We start from the raw sequence: 18,342 nt of genomic DNA on the forward strand, positions 1-18,342 counted from the left end.
AGGTCAGGGAAGCCGACGTACGTATACGGATGGCTCATCCCAACCGGCGACACCGGCCACAGCGGTCACACGTTCTACGGAGACTCGCTGATCGAGGGTTACTTTGTCGAGGTTTCTACAGATTATGACTGAACCTTGGGCATAGATGGGTGCGATCAGCCCAGCTAGGAGCCCTGTAAGTGTGGTGAAGGGCATGTCAACCAAGACCCGGCTCTGGGCGTCCAGGCCCCAGTTCTCGGCCGCCACGCGGGCCCGCTCCACCAGTTCGGTCCCGCTGTATGTGGTTTTTATCACATTTGACTCACGGGCCCCAGAGGTCTGTTCGGTCGCCGCAGGCTCCTCGGATCCGGCTGTCCCCGCCGTCTCGGCGGCGGTCTCCGCGGCGGTCTCCGCGGCGGGGAGGACGAGGGCGGTGCCGTCCGGATCGACCGGGGAGTACGGCGCGAAGCGATCTCCGTACGCCCGGACCTCGGCCGCGTAGTCGACCACCCCGGGCGGGCAGTCCGGCAGCGGCGCTCCCATCGCGTGCAGGGAGAGGCCCACCAGGTCGCGCGCCGCCGGCGCCCCGCCGGGCGGCCCGGTCCCGGCGACGACGACGATCTCCGCGTCGCTCGCGGCGGCGCCGGCCGGGTCGATCGGCTCGACCGCCAGCCCGGCCGACCAGCAGGCGAACAACCACACCGCGGTCTGCCAGTGCGGGGGCAGGGCGATCGCCACCCGGTCGCCCGGCTCGGCGTCCAGCCCGTCGACGAGCAGGTTCGCGGTCTTGGCGACCCAGTTGTCGAACGTCTTGGCCGACAGCTCGATCCGCTCGCCGGCCGCGTCGTCGTAGAAGGTCACCAGCGGGCGGGACGGCTCCGCCGCCACCACCAGCCGGAGCAGTTCCGCAGGTCCTGTCAGAGGCATGACAGGGAGCGTACGACCTCGTACCCGCGGCCGGGCGGCGGTGCGGGCCGCCCCCGTCCGGGGGGCCGGGACGGGACCACCGCGAATCGTGATCAACGCCGCCACCTGGCGTACTGTCGAGCGAGCACCCGGTCCGGGCCTATACGCTGCGGGGTTTGATGGACAACCTCGGCCCCGACCGCGTGCTCGCGCGGCTCACCGTCGCCCCCGCGCTGCTCCTGGTGGCGTGGCTGGTGGTGTCGCTGCCGCTGCTGATGGCCGGGACGTTCGGCATCGGGCCCGCGCTGCTGCTGTTCGTCGTGGTCGCCGGGCTCATCCTCGTCCTGGGCTTCCGGGGGACGCCCCGGACCGACGTGCGCCGCGGGCCGGCCTCGTGGTGGGTGGTCGGCGGCGTGCTCGCCGTGACGGCCGGCTTCCTCGTGCTCCAGCTGGCCATGCAGTCGGAACAGATCATCGTCCGCCGCGATCCCGCGTCGTACGTGCAGTTCGCCGTCTGGCTCCAGGAGCACGGCTCGCTGCCGGTCTCGCGGTTCGAGTGGGCCTTCGGCGGCGGCGACCCGGCCCTGTCGTACGGAAGTCCCGGGTTCTTCGAGGACGGCGGCACCGTCGTCCCGCAGTTCATGGCCGGGCTGCCGATGGTGCTGGCGCTGGGCGGCTGGATCGGCGGCTCCGCCGCCATGGTCGCCATGGCCCCGCTGCTGGGAGCCTGCGCCGTGCTGACGTTCGGCGGGCTGACGGCCCGGCTGGTCGGCCCCCGCTGGGCCCCGGTCGGCGCGCTGGCCCTGGCCCTGACCCTGCCGATGCAGTGGGTCTCGCGATCGACCTACAGCGAACTGCCCGCGCTGGTCCTGCTGCTGGGCGGGCTGGCGCTGATGCACGACGTACGGGAGCTCCCGGCCGACCTGGAGGGTGTGCCGGGGTGGAAGCAGCCGGTCCGGATCCGGGCCGCGCTGGCCGGCCTGGCCTTCGGGCTGACGGTGCTGGTCCGGATCGACGGGCTGCGCGACGTGCTGCCGGTCGCGGTGTTCGCCGGGCTGCTGGTCGCCCGGCGCCGCCGCACGGGACTGCCGCTGTTCGCCGGCCTGGCCGCCGGCGCGGGGGCGGGCCTGCTCGAGGGCTTCACGCTGTCCCGGCCGTACCTCTCCTACCTGCGGGACTCGCTCGATCCGCTGCTGCTGATGACGGCCACCGTCGTCGCCGCCACCGTCCTCATGGTGACGCTGCTGCTCTGGCCGGTCACCGGCGTCCCGCTGCGCCGGCTCGGCGCCCGGGTCTCCGCGGGCCGGTGGCCGGACCTCGCCGCGGTCACCACCGTGCTGGTCATGATCTTCTTCGCGGTCCGGCCGTACCTGCAGACCGCCGTCCGGATCCCGCGGTCCCACGACGACAAGGTGAACGCGGCCTTCATCCAGTACGTGCAGACGGTCACCGGCCTGCCGGTCGAGCGCGGCCGGCTCTACACCGAGATCACCCTCTACTGGGTGGTCTGGTACATCGGGGTGCCCGCGCTGCTGCTCGCGACCTACGGCGCCGCGCTGCTGGCGCGCCGGATGGTACGACGCCGTTCGCTGGAGTGGCTGCTGCCGTACTCGGTGATCGTGTGGACCACGGTGACCACCCTGCTGCGGCCCGGCATCACCCCCGACCACCCGTGGGCCTCGCGCCGGCTGATCTCGGTGGTCGTGCCCGGCCTGCTGCTGTTCGCCATCTGGGCGCTCGCCTGGCTGGTGCGCAGGATCCGGCGGCTGGGGTACGGGCCGCGGGCGACCGGTGCGGCGGCGCTGGCCGGCGCGGCGCTGCTGCTGGTGCCGATCGCCGCCACGTCCGTCGGGCTGATGTTCACCCGGACCGAGCAGGGTGAGATCACCGCGGTGCGCCAGTTGTGCCAGAAGCTCGGGCACGGAGCCTCCGTCCTCATCGTGGAGCGGGTCACCGCCGACCGGTTCACCCAGGTGGTGCGCGGGATGTGCGGGCTGCCCACGGCGCGGGTCCGCATCCCGGCCGGGGCGAGGACCCCCGACCAGGCGGAGATGCAGCGGGTCATCAAAAAGATCTACGGTTCACATCGGCGCCCGGTGGTGCTGGGGGCGGAGGCCTCCCAGGTGGCGCCCTACGGACCCCCGCAGCCCGCGTTGCACGTGGTCACCAGGCAGGACGGTCACTCGCTGGTCAGCCCACCGCACGGCACCTGGCGACTGGACATATCCGTCTGGATGGCCGAGCCTCCCGGGCCCGGCTGACCCGCCGGCCGCTCCGCGCGGGCCGCGGCGCGCCCGAGCCGCGTGCCTCCGCGGTCCGTCCTGGCCCGATTCCGCGGCCGCCCTTCGTGGAAGCGCTTTCGGTCCTCCGTTGTTCATCCGTTGGTCATGATCACGTCGCCGTGCGGAGCGATTGCGGTCCACGAGGCGAGTATTCTCGCCGTGCGTGAGTACCGAGCCTGTGCATGTCACCATCGTCCTGCCGTGTTACAACGAGCAGGACCACGTCATCGACGAGGTCGACCGCATCTGCAAGACCATGGATGCGAGCGGTCAGACCTACGAGCTGCTCGCCGTCGACGACAAGTCGACCGACGACACTCTCGAACGGCTGCGCGAGGCCGAACCTCGGTACCCCCAGATGAAGGTCATCGCGTTCCAGCACAACAGCGGCTCGGGCACGGTACGCCGGATCGGTACCCAGCAGGCCCGCGGCGAGATCGTGGTGTGGACCGACGCGGACATGACCTATCCCAACGAGCGGATCCCCGAGCTCGTCGCGATCCTGGACGAGGACCCGTCGGTGGACCAGGTCGTCGGCGCGCGCACCACCGAGGAGGGCACCCACAAGCTGCTGCGGGTGCCGGCCAAGTGGCTGATCCGCAAGATCGCCGAACGGCTGACGGCGTCCCACATCCCCGACCTCAACTCCGGCCTGCGGGCGTTCCGGCGCTCGGTGTCGCTGCCCTACCTGCGGCTGCTGCCGCCCGGATTCTCCTGCGTCACCACCATCACCCTGGCCTTCCTGTCCAACCAGCACCCGGTGCGCTACCTGCCCATCGACTACTACAAGCGGGCCGGCACGTCGAAGTTCCACTTCACCAAGGACGCCTACCGCTACATCCTCCAGGTGCTGCGGATGGTCATGTACTTCAACCCGTTGAAGGTCCTCATGCCGCCCGCCCTGTGGCTGCTGGTCATCGGGCTGGGCAAGGGGCTCTTCTACGACATGATCGTCCACCCGTTGTACTTCCCGGCCAACACGGTGATGCTGTTCGTCACCGGGTTGATCATCGCCTCGCTGGCGCTGCTCGCAGACCTCATCGTCCGCTCCCGGAACGACGCTTGACGCCGCACACGACCGCGGCCCGACGGAGAGGCGCCCGATGAGGATCGCGATCATAGGCCCGGCCTTCCCTTACAAGGGCGGCGGTGCGCACCACACCACCGAGCTGGCGCACCGGCTGGCGGAGGCGGGGCACTCGGTCACCCTGGAGTCCTGGAAGGCGCAGTACCCGTCGTTCCTGTACCCCGGCGAGCAGATGATCGACGAGCCCGAGGGCAGGCCGTTTCCGGCGACCCGCCGCGAGCTGTCCTGGCGTCGCCCGGACGGCTGGCTGCGGCTGGGCCGCCGCCTCGGCGCCCGCTCCGGGCGCAGGGCCGGACGCCGCGGCGAGGCCGGCTCCGGGGAGCGGCCGGACGCCGCACCGTTCGACCTGGTGATCCTGGCCGTGCTCAGCCCCGTCCAGGTGCCGTCCTACCTGGGCATCCTGACCGGGCTGCGACGGCGTTCGCGGCGTTCCGGCCCGGCCGCGCCCGCCGGTGCCGGGTCCGCCGGTGCCGGGTCCGCCGGAATCGGGTCCACAGGTGGCCGGGGGCCCCGCGTGGTGGCGCTCTGCCACAACGTGCTGCCGCACGAGCGCGCGTTCTACGACGAGCCGCTGATGAAGGCCCTGCTGCGGCGGGTCGACGGGGTCCTGGTGCACTCCGAGCAGCAGGCCGCACTGGCCGGCACGCTCACCACCCGGCCGGCCCAGGTCGCCGAACTGCCCGCGCACTTCCCCACCGACCCCGCCGCCGGGGGCCCGCCTGGCCGCCCGGCGGGGGACCCGGAGTTGCACCACCGGCTGCTGTTCTTCGGGATGGTCCGGCCCTACAAGGGGCTCGACGTACTGCTCCGGGCGCTGGCCGCGGGACCGCCCGAGGTCGCGCTGACGGCGGCGGGGGAGTTCTGGGGCGGCCTGGAGGAGACCCGGGCGCTCATCACCGAGCTCGGGCTGGACGGGCGGGTCGAACTGCGGCCGGGCTACGTGCCCGCGGCCGAGGTGCCCGGGCTGTTCGCCGCCGCGGACGCGCTGGTGCTGCCCTACCGGTCGGCGACCGCGTCACAGAACGTTTGGATGGCCTACGAGCACGGCGTGCCGGTCATCGCCACCCGGGTCGGCTCGTTCCCCGGCCAGATCCGCGAGGGGGTGGACGGGCTGCTGTGCGAACCGGACGACGTCGGCTCCCTCACCGAGGCGCTCCGGCGTTTCTACGCCCCGGGCGAGCCGGAGCGGCTCCGGGCCGGCGTCGGCCCCGTGGACCACGAGCCACTGTGGACCGCCTACCTCAAAGCACTGCTCGACGCCTGACCCCACCCCACCCCGGGCCCCTCACCCCCGACCACCTCCGTGATCATGCAATCAATCGTCGAACGATTGCATGATCACGGATTGGCGAGGGGGGTGGTGCTGCCGGGCGTGGCCGGGGTGTCCGTCTCGGCGGCCGGTGCGGCCGGCGTGGCCGGTGCGGTCGGTGCGGTCGGCGTGGCCGTGACGGACGTACGGGCCGTACGGCTGAGCGCGAAGGCGAGGGCGGCCCAGGCGAGGTCGGCCACCGTCGAGATCAGCCGGGCCACGACCGCGACCACCAGCGCCTGCGGCGGCCCCATCAGGGGGGCCAGGGCGGCGGTCATGGCCAGCTCGCGGGTGCCCAGCCCGCCGGGCGCGAAGATCGTGAGGAAGCCGACCGACCAGGCCAGCATGAAGGCCGCCGCGGCCGGGAGGAGGTCGCCGAGCCCGCCGCCGTGGATGTCGGCGACGAGCAGCCAGGTCTGCACGCCGAGCAGCAGCCAGCCCAGCACGGTCCAGGCCAGTGCCCGGCCGATGGCGGGCAGCCGTACGGCCCGCTCCAGCGGCTCCCGGCGGGCCAGCCGCAACGCCAGGTTGAGCGCCGAGTTGAGCACCCGGGGGTGCAGCGCGACCAGGGCGAGCGGCACCAGGGCGAGCACCCACCAGTAGTCGCGGGCGGCGGACGAGGAGGTGAACGGGAGGGCGAGCGCGGTCAGCGCCAGCGCGGAGGCCAGCGTGATCGCCATGGCGACCACCGTGGCGGTGAACGTCCGCTTGCGCGGGGCCGCGTGGTCGCGGGCCAGCTCCACGGTGGCCACCACCTGCCAGACCCCGCCGGGGACGTACTTGCCGAGCTGCCCGATGAACATCACCTGGGTGGCCACCGGCAGCCGCAACGGCGAGCCGAGATCGGCCAGCAGCGTCCGCCACGCCAGCATGGCCGGGCCGGGGGCGAGCACGCCGGCGACCAGCGCCCCGGCCACCGACCACCAGGAGAGCGCGGACAGCGCGGCCCAGGCCTTGTCCCACTGGGAGATCAGGGCATAGGCCATGAAGGCGATGGCGAGCAGCACGAACCCCAGCCGCAGGGCCCGGCTCGCGACCAGACGGCGCAGCACCCGCCCAGGCTATGGGGACAACGGCAAGATCACGTCCGCGAGGGGGTGGTGCACTCCGTGAACGCTGGCCTAACGGCGGGGAAACAGCCGCAGGTGGGCACCGGGAAGGCCGCCGGGATACCGGCGCGACGCCCCTAGAATCGGGCGCATGTCGAAGGAGCGGGCACCACAGCTGGCGTACTCCGAGTTCCAGGGCAAGATGCTGGAGGAGGACAAACGGCGCCGTAAGGCGGCAAAGCTGATCTCGGTGCTGCGCCACTTCCTGGGCCGCGACGACCTCGGCGGGCTGACCGTCGCCGACGTCGGCTGCTCGGCGGGGTTCATCTCCGACGAGCTGGCCCAGGCGGGGGCCGCGCACACCATCGGCATCGACATCGACGTGCCGGGCCTGCGCAAGGCGGCGGACCGGTTCGGCGAGCGGGTCGGTTTCGTCTGCGGCGACGGCGAGCGGCTGCCGTTCCCCGACGGCACCTTCGACGCGATCGTCTTCAACCACATCTACGAGCACGTCGTGGACCCGGACGCGGTGGTCAAGGAGCTGCACCGGGTGCTGGCCGACGACGGAGCGCTCTATCTCGGCCTGGGCAACAAGTACGGGATCATGGAGCCGCACTACCGGCTGCCGTTCCTGTCGTACCTCCCGGCGGGCATGGCCGACCGGTACGTCCGCGCCAGCGGCCGGGCCGACCAGTACTACGAGCGGTTCCGCGGCCGCAACGACCTGCGCCGGATGCTGAGCGACTTCGAGGTCTGGGACTACACCTTCTCCGTGATCGCCGAGCCGGATCGCTTCCACGGGGAGGACGACCTGCCCGGCCCGGTGGCCAAGCTGCCGGAGCAGGCCGTCCGTGCGTTGCGCCCCATCATCCCGACCTTCCTGTGGGTCGCCACCAAGACGCCGCGGCCCCCGGCCGGGCCCCCGCTCCTCAGCCCGGCCGAGCGAGTGAGCCCGCGGTAACCCCCGGGACACGCATGATCACGCGAAATGGCCCTGTCTCCCGGGGTACGGCGGCGTAGTCTGGCGATCAGGGGAGACAGGCTCGCCGTCCGGAGCGATCCCCGCCGTCTGTTCGCAAGGGAGAATCTTGGCGCCTCGGATCCTGGTCGACGCCACCGCCGCCCCCGCCGACCGCGGGGCACTGGTGCGCTACGTCGACGGTCTGATAGTGGCGCTGCACGCCGCCGGTGCGGATCTGGCGGTCGCGTGTCAGCGCCCCGACGAGGAGCGGTACGCGACGCTCGCCCCGAGCGCGCGGGTCGTCGCCGGCCCGGCCTCGATCACCCATCGCTCCGCCCGGCAGGCGTGGGAGCAGTACGGCCTGCCGTACATCGCCAAGCAGGTCGGCGCCGACGTCCTGCACTCGCCGTACTACACGGTCCCGCTGAGCCCCGGCCTGCCCACGGTCGTCACGATCCACGACGTCACCTACTTCACCGACCCCGACGTCCACGACCCGGGCAAGGCCACCTACCTCCGGTCCGCGACCCGGACGGCGGCGCGCCGCGCGTCCCGGCTGATCGTGCCCTCCCGGTTCACCCGCGACGAGATCGTACGGCTGCTGCACGTCGACACCGACCGGGTGGACGTCGCCCCCCACGGGGTGGACCACCAGGTCTTCCACCGGCCGCGGGAGGACGAGCGGACCCGGGTGTCGGACCGGCTCGGCCTGCACGGTCAGCCCTACCTCGCCTTCCTGGGCACGGTGGAGCCGCGCAAGAACGTGCCCAACCTCATCCGTGGCTGGGTGGCGGCCGCCGCCGACCTGCCCGACCCGCCCGCCCTGGTGCTGGCCGGCGCGGGCGGGCGCGACGACGCCATCGACGCGGCGCTGGCGGACGTGCCCGAGCGGCTGCGGCTGATCCGGCCCGGCTATCTCAGCTGGTCCTCGCTGCCCGGTTTCTTCGGCGGCGCGACCGTGGTGGTGCTGCCGAGCGTGTGCGAGGGCTTCGGGCTGCCGGTCCTGGAGGCGATGGCCTGCGGGGCGCCGGTGCTGACCACCCGCTGTGCGTCGCTGCCCGAGGTGGGCGGTGACGCGGTGGCCTACACCGAGCCCGACCCGGCCGGTATCGGGCAGGCACTGGGCGAGCTGATCGGCGATCCCGCCCGGCGGCAGAAACTCGGGGACGCCGCTCACATCCGGTCCTACGAGTTCAGCTGGGAGGCCTCCGCGGAGGCTCACATGGCGGCCTTCGAGCGGGCCGTCGGCAAGTAAGCTCGCCCGAATGGAAGCGATTCTCCTCGTCGGCGGCCAGGGCAGCCGGCTGCGGCCCCTGACGATCTCCACGCCCAAGCCGTTGCTGCCGATGGCGGGCGTCCCGATGCTCGAGCACCAGCTGACCCGGGCCCGGGCGGCCGGGGTGGACCGCATCGTGTTCGCCACCTCGTACCGGGCGGAGATGTTCAACGAGGCGTTCGGCGACGGCGCGCGCCTCGGCCTGGAGCTCGTGTACGTCACCGAGGACGTGCCCCTGGGCACGGCGGGCGCCATCCGCAACGCCTCCGCCGCGCTCACCTGCGGGCCGGACGCCCCCGTCCTGGTGCTCAACGGCGACATCCTCTCCGGCCACGACATCGCGGTGCAGGTGGCGACGCACGAGAAGTCCGAGGCGAGCCTCACCCTGCACCTGACCGTCGTGGAGGACGCGCGGCGGTACGGTTCCGTACCGACCGGCCCGGACGGCAGGGTCCTCGACTTCGTGGAGAAGTCGGACGATCCGCCGACCAACCAGGTCAACGCCGGGTGCTACGTCTTCCGGCGCTCGGTCATCGACGGCATTCCGGCCGGCCGGGTCGTCTCCGCCGAGTACGAGACCTTCCCCGGGCTGCTCGCCGCGGGCGGGCTGGTGCTGGGCTACGTCGAGTCCGCCTACTGGCTGGACGTCGGGACTCCCGCCGCGTTCGTGCGAGGAGCCTGCGACCTGGTGCTCGGGACGATGCCCACGGAGGTGGCCTGCCCGTCGTCGCACGGCGTGCTGCTGCTGGACGACGCGGTGGTGCACCCCGACGCCCGGGTCGGCGGCGGCACCACGGTCGGAGCGGGGGCCCGGGTGGAGTCCGAGGCCCGCGTCGAGGCGAGCGTGCTCTTCGACGGCGCGGTGGTCGAGTCCGGTGCCCGGGTGACCGGTTCGGTCGTCGGGCGAGGGGCCCGGATCGGCGCCGGGGCGGTGCTGGAGGACGCGGTGATCGGTGACGGCGCGGTCGTCGGGTCGGGCAACGAGCTGCTGGCCGGTCTGCGGCTGTGGCCCGGCGTCGAGCTCCCCGAGACGGCGGTCCGTTTCTCGCACGACGGCTGAGGGCCGGGCGCGAGCACCCGGCATGCGACCGGCAGACTGGCAACCATGCCGACCAGCGTGCTGACCAGGCAGTGGCGGCCACCGTGGCCCGTCGACGCGCGGGGCACGCTGTCCCCGCACCGGCGTGGCGCAGGCGACCCCGCCTACCAGATCACGCCCGACGGGGCGGTCTGGCGGGCGTCGCACACTCCCGACGGCCCCGGCACGCTGCGGATCGTCCCCGGCCGGGAGCTCGTCGAGGCGGCCGCCTACGGCCCCGGCGCGGGGTGGCTGCTCGACGGGCTGCCGGACCTGCTGGGCGCCGGCGACGATCCTGCGGCGCTGACCCCGGGGCACCGTGCCCTGCGGGACGCGGTGCTGCGGCAGCCGGGTCTGCGGATCGGCCGGACCCGCCGGGTCTTCGAGGCGCTGGTCCCCGCCGTGCTGGAGCAGAAGGTCGTGAGCAGGGAGGCCTGGCGTGCCTGGCGCTACCTGCTGCGGCGGTTCGGCGAGCCCGCCCCGGGGCCGCCCGCCTCGGCCGGGGCGCCCCGGCTCCGGGTGCCCCCGCCGCCCCAGGTCTGGGCGGAGATCCCCTCCTGGGAGTGGCACCGCTCGGGGGCGGAGGCGGTACGGGCCCGTACGATCGTGCACGCGGCCCGGCTGGCCTCCCGGCTGGAGGACCGCGCCTCGGACGAGACGCTGCGGTCGCTGCCGGGGATCGGGGTGTGGACCTCCGCGGAGATCCGGCAGCGGGCGCTCGGCGATCCCGACGCCGTCTCGGTCGGTGACTACCACCTGCCCGGCCTGGTGGGCTGGGCGCTGGCCGGCACCAAGGTCGACGACGCCGGGATGCTGGAGCTGCTGGCGCCGTACCAGGGCCAGCGGTACCGGGTCACCCGGCTGCTGGAGCTGTCCGGCGGCGGTCCGCCGCGCAGGGGGCCGAGGATGCCCGTGCGGGACTACCGGGCGTTCTGACGTCGTCGTCCGGGCGGGCACGGCGTCCGCGTGGGGTGGGGCGGCGGCGCAGCCAGAAGTGCCCGGGCACCCGGTCGAGGCCGTCGCGGGTGTCCGCGCCGAACAGCGGGGTCAGGATGGCGAGTGCGATGAAGAGGGCGAGAATGACCAGCATGGGGGTGTCCTTCGCATGACGAGGTGCTGGGCCATGGCCGTGGCCCGGGACTTCCCGCGGGGTGGAACGACTTCAGTCTGCGCCGCCTGACTGTTCAGGTCCAGCGATTGTTTCTCCCTGGAACAGTTGAGCAAAGCTGAACGATCCCGGGCTGCCCGGCAAGAGATCTACCCCTGCCGGGTCTGGAAGGGATCGAAGGGACATATGGTGCGAAGCGTGAGCTCGCGGGTCGGAATCGCCTCGTCCGCCCGGAGGTGGCTTGCGAGCCAATATGACGCTTGGCATACAGTGCGCCTATGGACCATGGTGTGACGCCCGGCCGGGACGATGCAGTGAGCCCCGCGCGGACCGAGGCAGGCAGCACAGCGACCGAGCGGGCGGCGGGAGCGGACGCCGCGCCGGCCGGCCCGCCCACCGAATCCGGTCTGCGCCGGGCGCTGGCCCGGGCCCGGGACGGCAAGACCCTCGACCAGGCCGAGGCCACCACGCTGCTGCACGCCCGCGGCGCGCAGCTGGACGACCTGCTGGCCTATGCCGGGCGCACCCGCGACGCGGGTCTCGAGGCGGCCGGCCGGCCCGGGATCATCACCTACAGCCGCAAGGTCTTCATCCCGCTCACCCGGCTGTGCCGGGACCGCTGCGGCTACTGCACGTTCGCCACCGTGCCGCACAAGCTCGACTCGCCGTACCTGAGCCCCGACGAGGTCCTCGACATCGCCCGCCAGGGGGCCGCGATGGGCTGCAAGGAGGCGCTCTTCACCCTGGGCGACCGCCCGGAGGACCGCTGGAAGCCGGCCCGCGAGTGGCTCGACGCGCACGGCTACGACGACACGCTCTCCTACGTCCGCGCCATGGCGATCCGGGTGCTGGAGGAGACCGGGCTGCTCCCGCACCTCAACCCGGGCGTGCTGACCTGGCAGGACTTCCAGCGGCTCAAGCCGGTCGCCCCGTCGATGGGGATGATGCTCGAGACCACCGCCACCCGGCTGTTCAGCGAGCGCGGCGGCCCGCACTTCGGCTCCCCGGACAAGGACCCAGCCGTGCGGCTGCGGGTGCTGGAGGACGCGGGCCGCACCAACGTGCCCTTCACCACCGGCATCCTCATCGGCATCGGGGAGACCGTCGCGGAGCGCGCCGACGCGCTCTTCGCGATCCGCAAGACGATGCGCGAGTACGGCGCCGTCCAGGAAGTGATCATCCAGAACTTCCGCGCCAAGCCCGACACCAAGATGCGCGACACCCCGGACGCGGAGCTCGCCGAGCTGGCCGCCACCATCGCGGTGGCCCGGCTGGTCCTGGGCCCCAGGGCGCGGATCCAGGCCCCGCCCAACCTGGTGGCCGAGCAGTACGCGCTGATGCTGCGGGCCGGCATCGACGACTGGGGCGGCGTCTCCCCGCTCACCCCCGACCACGTCAACCCCGAGCGGCCCTGGCCGCAGATCGACGACCTCGCGCGGCGGACCGCCGAGCAGGGCTTCACCCTTCGCGAGCGGCTCACCATCTACCCCGAGTACGTGCGGCGGGGCGAGCCGTGGCTGGATCCGCGGCTGACCGCGCACGTCGCCGCGCTGGCCGACCGCACGACCGGCTTGGCCCGCGAGGACGCCATGCCGCAGGGCCTGCCCTGGCAGGAGCCGGACGGCGGCTTCGGGCTCACCGCCAGCGGCCGTACCGACCTGCACGTGGAGATCGACACCTCCGGGCGGACCCATGACCGCCGGGACGACTTCGACGAGGTCTACGGCGACTGGGACGCGCTGCGGGCGCGCATGCACGCCCCGCAGCGGTTCGACGCCGACGTCAGCGCGGCACTGCGCAGCGCCGAGCGCGACCCCGCGGGGCTCTCCGACGACGAGGCGCTCGCGCTGCTGCACGCCGACGGGCCGGAGCTGGCCGAGCTGATGCGGCTCGCCGACGACCTGCGCAAGGAGGCCGTCGGCGACGAGGTGACCTATGTCGTCACCCGCAACATCAACTTCACCAACGTCTGTTACACCGGCTGCCGGTTCTGCGCCTTCGCGCAGCGGCGGACCGACGCCGACGCCTACACCCTGTCCCTGGAGCAGGTCGGGCAGCGGGTCGAGGAGGCCTGGGCGGCCGGCGCCACCGAGGTCTGCATGCAGGGCGGCATCCACCCGGACCTGCCCGGCACGGCCTACTTCGACATCGCCCGCGAGGTGAAGCGGCGCGCCCCCGACATGCACATGCACGCCTACAGCCCGATGGAGGTCGTCAACGGCGCGAGCCGGACGAACCTCTCGATCCGGGACTGGCTGCTGGCGGCCAGGGAGGCGGGGCTGGACTCGCTCCCCGGCACCGCGGCCGAGATCCTCGACGACGACGTCCGCTGGGTGCTCACCAAGGGCAAGCTGCCCACCGCCTCGTGGGTGGAGGTGGTCACCACCGCCCACGAGCTGGGCCTGCCGACCACCTCGACGATGATGTACGGGCACGTGGACACGCCGGCGCACTGGGTCGCGCATCTCAAGCTGCTGCGCGGCATCCAGGAGCGGACCGGCGGGTTCACCGAGTTCGTGCTGCTGCCCTTCGTGCACCACAACGCGCCGATCTACCTCGCCGGGCTGGCCCGGCCCGGCCCCACCGCACGGGAGAACCGCGCCGTGCACGCGCTGGCGCGCATCCTGCTGCACGGCGCCATCGACAACATCCAGTGCTCCTGGGTCAAGCTGGGCGACGAACTGTGCGCGGAGGTGCTGCGGGGCGGCGTCAACGACCTGGGCGGCACCCTGATGGAGGAGACGATCAGCCGGATGGCGGGGTCGGAGAACGGCTCCTTCAAGACGATGAGCTCGCTGGAGGAGGTCGCGGCGCGCGCCGGGCGGCCCGCCCGGCAGCGCACCACCTCGTACGGCGTCGTACCGCCGGAGCGCGCCGAGGCCGCCCGCCGCACCGACGGCATCGGCCACTTCGGAGCCCCACGGCAGGAACGCAGCCTCCCGCTGGTCTGACGCTGGAGGGCAGCACCGGCCGCCGCCACGCGGGCCATGGGTTGTGCCGTGGCGGCGGGCTTCCCGCGTGCCGGGGTGATAGACCTTCTTGGCGATAGCCCAGCGAGGGGAGAATCCGTGACAGAGGCCGCGCCGGCCGCCGAACCGCGCCCTCGAAGATGGCCGATATTGGCCATCGGTGCCGCGGGAGTGCTGGTCGTGGGGCTGGCCGGTGGGGCCTGGGCGCTGCGGGAGATCCCCCGGACCTGCCACGGCGCCCCGATGGCGATCGGCGTGGCGGTGCAGCCCGACATCGGCCCGGCCGTCCGCAAGGTCGCAGCGCGGTTCAACGTGCAGACCCATGAGGTCCGAGGCCGGTGCGTGCGGGTCGAGGTCACCGAGCGGGACCCGGCCACGGTGGCCCGGACGTTCGCCGGTCAGGCCCTGGGCGCCCAGGGGGTCCGGCCCGCCGTCGACGGCTGGCTGCCCGAGTCGTGGATCTGGATCTACCTCGCCCGGTCGACCCCGGCAGGCGCCGCACACGTGCCTTTCGGGGGCGACTCGGTCGCCGCCTCGCCGCTGGTGCTCGCCGGTTCCGCCGGGACGGCCGAAGAGCTCCGGCGGCGCAAGGTCGCGAAGAGCTGGAACCTGCTCCTCAAGGGCCGTGCCGACACGCTCGGGCTGTCGAGACGGATCCTCGATCCGGCGGCCAGCGCGGTCGGCATCACCACGTTGCTGGCGGCCCATACCGTCGACTCCGCCGCTCTGCCCGGCTTCGTCGGCGCCATGGAATCGCGTGCCGCGCTCACTGCCCCCGCCATGTTCACGGACCTGACCACGCTCACCCGCGACCAGCGATCGCTCATGGCCTCCACCGAGCAGCAGGTCGTGGCCTACAACGACACCCACCGGGCCAACCCCGCGGTGGCGCTGGTGCCGGAGGAGGGGACGTTCAACCTGAACTACCCGTTCCTGGTCACGGCGACGGACCCGGCCCGGAAGGAGGCGGCCGAGGCGTTCCGCGCCACACTGCTCTCCCGGGCCGCGCAGGACACCTTCCAGGGTTTCGGGTTCCGTGCCCCGCAGGGCACGCTCAACGCCGACCTGGCGCGGCGCTTCGGGCTGGGCGCGGCGGCCCCCAGGCAGCTGGCCCTGGCGGACCCCGCCAAGGTGGTCGTCAGCACGATCCGGCAGTGGAACCGGCTGGCGCCCCGGCTCCGGCTGCTGGTCCTGATCGACGCGTCCGGCTCGATGGGCCGGCACGACGCCGACGGCCGTACCCGCCTGCAACTCGCCGCTCAGGCGCTCCGGACCGGTCTGCGGCTCCTTCCGGACGGCACCCGGACCGGGCTGTGGTCCGTCGCCACCGCCCCGCCCGCCGGCTCGGGCGGCCCAGCGCCCTACCGGCAGCTGGTGCCGCTGAGCCCGGTCACCGGCGGCGGTAAGGGCGCCGCCACCGGAAGTGCCACCGCCGACCGCATCGGGTCGGCGGCGAGCCGGATCCGGCCCCTGGCGAGCGCGGGCACCGGCCTGTACGACGCCATCCTCGCGGCCTACCGGACCCTCGGGCAGGGCTCCACGGCGGATCGGGATGCCGGCTCGACCGACGTCGTCCTCGTGCTCACCGACGGTGATGACGACACCGTACGCCTCCGCGGCCTCTACGACGCGCTACGAGCCCAGCAGAACCCGCGGCGGCCGGTCCAGGTCGTCACGGTGGCCTTCGGGCCCGAAGGCGCCGGCTCCGATCAGTTGCGGCGGGTCGGGGAACTGACCGGCGGGGGCCTGTACTCGATCGGCGACCCGGCGCGCCTCGGAGTCCCCTTCGAGCAGGCGCTCGCTCCGCACCTCTGCACTCCCGCCTGCACCGCCTCCTCGCCCTGAGCCCGGCCCGGTCAGCGGGTGACGATGAAGGCGCCCGGGTCGCGGTCCGGGCGGGCCCGGGGCGGGGCGGCGGCATGGCCGACCCCGACCGCGCCCATCGGATCCCAGGACGCCGGCAGCTCCAGGGCCTCGCGGACGACCTCGGAGCAGAACATCGTGCTCGACACCCAGCACGAGCCGAGGCCCTCGACGGTGAGCGCGACGAGCAGGTTCTCCACTCCGGCGCCCATGGCGACCAGGAACATCTCCCGCTCCGCCCGGGCCCGCCGCTCGTCGGGGTAGTCGTGGGAGCCGTCCATGACCAGGCACGGCACGACGAGGTACGGCGCGCGCCGCAGCACGTCACCGCGGGCGACCCGGCGGCCGATCGACTCCTCGGTGAAACCGTCCCGGCGCAGGTCCGCGATCCAGGCGTCGCGCATGGCGTCCAGCAGCCGGGTCCGCGACGCGGCCGACTCCAGCAGCACGAACCGCCACGGGGTCGTGTGGTGCGGCGCGGGCGCGGTGATCGCCGCCGCCACGGCCCGGTGGACGGCCTGGGGATCGACGGGGTCGGCGGTGAACTCCCGGACGGTGCGGCGGGCGTGCAGGACCTCGGCCGAGCCGTACCGGAACATGTCCTCGGCGGCCGGGCGCACCAGGGCACGGCCGCCCGGCCCGTCCTCGCCCGGAGCGGTGATCAGGTGGCCGAGGCCGCGGACCACCGCGACCGGCACTCCGGCCAGCTTTCCCTTGACCAGCTCGGCCGCGGCCGCCACCTCGTCCGCGATCGCGGTGATGGTGGCGTCCAGCCGGTTGCCGTGGGCGTCGCTGCGGCCGCGCAGATCGTCCAGGGGCGGCAGCCCGGCGACCCCGATGGCGGCGTCGGTGAGGCCGTTGCGCCACGGCCGGCCGAGGGTGTCGGACACGATGACCCCGACGTTGACGCCCAGCAGGTCGTGCAGGCCAGCCCGGATCCGGCCCGCGGAGGCGTCCGGGTCCTCGGGCAGCAGCAGCACCGTGCCGGCCGCGGTGTTGGAGGCGTCCACCCCGGCCGCGGCCAGGACCAGCCCGTGCCGGGTCTCGACGATCCGCGTCTCGCCCCGGGCGTGCGCCCGCCGCGCGACCAGCCGGACCATCTCGGCGTCGATCGCCTTCTCCCGGTCGTCGGCGGCCAGCACCCGGCCCTCGGCCTTGCTCACGATCTTCGACGTGACAACGATCACGTCGCCGTCCCGGATGCCCGGCGTGCCCGGTCCGTCGGCGGTGCTCACGGCTTCGGTGGTGCTCACGGCTTCGGTGGTGCTCACGGCTTCGGTGGTGCTCACGGCTTCGGTGGTGCTCACGGCTTCGGTGGTGCTCACGGCTTCGGTGGTGCTCGCGGCGGCGATGAGGGCGGCGAGGTCGTCGCCCTCACGGATCTCGGGCAGGCCCGGCGGGCCCCAGATTTCGATCCGCGGGCTCATCGTGCGCCGTCCGCTCGGAGCAGGCCGCCGGGCGTGCGCGCGGCGGCGACCGGGCTCACCGGAGCTCCAGGGCGAGGTCGAGGGCGGCGCGGGCGATGGCGGCGGTGCTGTCGGGGTCGCTCATCAGCAGCGGCCGGGACCGGACCTCGACGCCGTCCACCGTCACGCCGGCGTCGGCGGTGTCGACCAGCCAGCCGTCGAGCAGGCCGGCCCCGTAGTGCGCGGCGACCGCCTGCGCCGAGGTCTCCACCCCGATGGCGGTCAGGCAGGCGTCGGCCATGCCCCGCACCGGCGCGCCGCCGATGATGGGGGAGACCCCCACCACGGTCTTGGCCTCGATCGCGGGCCGGATGCCGGGGACGGCGAGGATGGTGCCGACGCTGACGACGGGGTTGGAAGGCGGCAGCAGCACCACGTCGGCGGCCTCGATGGCCTCCAGCACCCCGGGGGCCGGTTTGGCGTCCTCGGCGCCGATCGCGGTGATGGTCTCGGCCGGCACGCCGGCGCGCAGCCGGACCCACCACTCCTGGAAGTGGATCGCCCGCCGGCCGGACTCGTCAGAGATCACCACATGGGTCTCGACCCGGTCGTCGCTCATCGGGATCAGCCGGACGCCCGGCCGCCAGCGGGCGCACAGGGCCTCGGTGACCGCGGAGAGCCGGTAGCCGGCGTCCAGCATCTGGGTGCGCACGATGTGCGTCGCGAAGTCACGGTCGCCCAGGCCGAACCAGGCGGGCCCGACGCCGTACTCGGCGAGCTCGTCGCGGAGGGTGAACGTCTCCTCGGCGCGGCCCCAGCCCTGCTCCTCGTTGATGCCACCGCCGAGGGTGTACATCACGGTGTCCAGGTCCGGGCACACCTGGAGTCCGAACAGCCTGATGTCGTCGCCGGTGTTGCCGATGACGGTGATCTCGGTCGGCTCCGCGCCGGCCTCCCGGCCGGGGTCCGGCCCGGCCACGACCTGCTTGAGCCCGCGCAGGAATCGTGCTCCGCCGATCCCGCCCGCCAGCACCACGATGCGCATGCGGGCAAGTCTCCCACTGCCCGG

13 protein-coding genes are annotated in these 18,342 nt (G+C 73.4%); 9 read left to right on the forward strand and 4 right to left on the reverse strand.

The genetic code is table 11. The features are described from left to right. Nucleotides 1-3: 3 nt before the first annotated feature. On the reverse strand, nucleotides 4-906 hold the full coding sequence (locus tag ACRYCC_RS02365; RefSeq protein ID WP_433808166.1) for a TIGR03089 family protein: 903 nt from the start codon (nucleotides 904-906) through the stop codon (nucleotides 4-6). Nucleotides 907-1,064: 158 nt separating this feature from the next. Here ACRYCC_RS02365 and ACRYCC_RS02370 point away from each other — a divergent pair, with 158 nt between their 5' ends. The 3 genes from ACRYCC_RS02370 (at nucleotide 1,065) to ACRYCC_RS02380 (ending at nucleotide 5,518) form a co-directional block, all read left to right on the forward strand. Then, nucleotides 1,065-3,146 (forward strand): hypothetical protein, encoded by a 2,082-nt coding sequence (locus ACRYCC_RS02370; RefSeq protein WP_433808168.1) that lies wholly within the window; start codon nucleotides 1,065-1,067, stop codon nucleotides 3,144-3,146. A 184-nt stretch (nucleotides 3,147-3,330) separates the two neighbouring features. Then, the gene (locus tag ACRYCC_RS02375; protein WP_433808170.1) at nucleotides 3,331-4,233 is read left to right on the forward strand and encodes a glycosyltransferase family 2 protein; all 903 of its coding nucleotides are present in this window, start codon (nucleotides 3,331-3,333) and stop codon (nucleotides 4,231-4,233) included. A 37-nt stretch (nucleotides 4,234-4,270) separates the two neighbouring features. Further along, nucleotides 4,271-5,518, forward strand: coding sequence for a glycosyltransferase family 4 protein (locus ACRYCC_RS02380; protein WP_433808172.1), 1,248 nt, complete (start codon nucleotides 4,271-4,273; stop codon nucleotides 5,516-5,518). A gap of 74 nt (nucleotides 5,519-5,592) precedes the next feature. On the opposite strand, the gene ACRYCC_RS02385 is transcribed toward ACRYCC_RS02380, so the two are convergent. Continuing rightward, nucleotides 5,593-6,615 (reverse strand): lysylphosphatidylglycerol synthase transmembrane domain-containing protein, encoded by a 1,023-nt coding sequence (locus ACRYCC_RS02385; RefSeq protein ID WP_433808174.1) that lies wholly within the window; start codon nucleotides 6,613-6,615, stop codon nucleotides 5,593-5,595. 148 nt (nucleotides 6,616-6,763) lie between these two features. Between ACRYCC_RS02385 and ACRYCC_RS02390 the strand changes: the two genes are divergently transcribed. The 6 genes from ACRYCC_RS02390 to ACRYCC_RS02415 all read left to right on the forward strand — a co-directional run bounded on the left by ACRYCC_RS02390 (nucleotide 6,764) and on the right by ACRYCC_RS02415 (nucleotide 15,849). Continuing rightward, nucleotides 6,764-7,573, forward strand: coding sequence for a class I SAM-dependent methyltransferase (locus ACRYCC_RS02390; protein ID WP_433808176.1), 810 nt, complete (start codon nucleotides 6,764-6,766; stop codon nucleotides 7,571-7,573). 127 nt (nucleotides 7,574-7,700) lie between these two features. Continuing rightward, nucleotides 7,701-8,828 carry a glycosyltransferase family 4 protein gene (locus tag ACRYCC_RS02395; protein WP_433808178.1) on the forward strand — a complete coding sequence of 376 codons (1,128 nt, stop codon included), beginning with the start codon at nucleotides 7,701-7,703 and terminating at the stop codon, nucleotides 8,826-8,828. Between the two features lie 10 nt (nucleotides 8,829-8,838). Beyond that, nucleotides 8,839-9,909, forward strand: a complete 1,071-nt coding sequence (manB, locus tag ACRYCC_RS02400) for a mannose-1-phosphate guanylyltransferase (protein ID WP_433808180.1) — start codon at nucleotides 8,839-8,841, stop codon at nucleotides 9,907-9,909. A 45-nt stretch (nucleotides 9,910-9,954) separates the two neighbouring features. Beyond that, the gene (locus ACRYCC_RS02405) at nucleotides 9,955-10,863 is read left to right on the forward strand and encodes a DNA-3-methyladenine glycosylase family protein (protein WP_433808182.1); all 909 of its coding nucleotides are present in this window, start codon (nucleotides 9,955-9,957) and stop codon (nucleotides 10,861-10,863) included. Nucleotides 10,864-11,313: 450 nt separating this feature from the next. After that, complete coding sequence (locus ACRYCC_RS02410) at nucleotides 11,314-13,986, forward strand: bifunctional FO biosynthesis protein CofGH (RefSeq protein WP_433808184.1); 2,673 nt, start codon at nucleotides 11,314-11,316, stop codon at nucleotides 13,984-13,986. A gap of 168 nt (nucleotides 13,987-14,154) precedes the next feature. Beyond that, nucleotides 14,155-15,849, forward strand: a complete 1,695-nt coding sequence (locus tag ACRYCC_RS02415) for a substrate-binding domain-containing protein (protein ID WP_433808186.1) — start codon at nucleotides 14,155-14,157, stop codon at nucleotides 15,847-15,849. 11 nt (nucleotides 15,850-15,860) lie between these two features. On the opposite strand, the gene ACRYCC_RS02420 is transcribed toward ACRYCC_RS02415, so the two are convergent. Together ACRYCC_RS02420 and cofD are read right to left on the reverse strand one after the other, a co-directional pair. Then, entirely contained in the window at nucleotides 15,861-17,294 is a 1,434-nt protein-coding gene (locus ACRYCC_RS02420; RefSeq protein ID WP_433808188.1) for a coenzyme F420-0:L-glutamate ligase, read from the reverse strand. A gap of 55 nt (nucleotides 17,295-17,349) precedes the next feature. Next, nucleotides 17,350-18,318, reverse strand: coding sequence for a 2-phospho-L-lactate transferase (cofD, locus tag ACRYCC_RS02425; RefSeq protein ID WP_433808190.1), 969 nt, complete (start codon nucleotides 18,316-18,318; stop codon nucleotides 17,350-17,352). Between the last annotated feature and the right edge of the window lie 24 nt (nucleotides 18,319-18,342).

Origin of the sequence: Actinomadura scrupuli (assembly GCF_050971785.1) — a bacterium.
GTDB lineage: Bacteria > Actinomycetota > Actinomycetes > Streptosporangiales > Streptosporangiaceae > Actinomadura_E > Actinomadura_E scrupuli.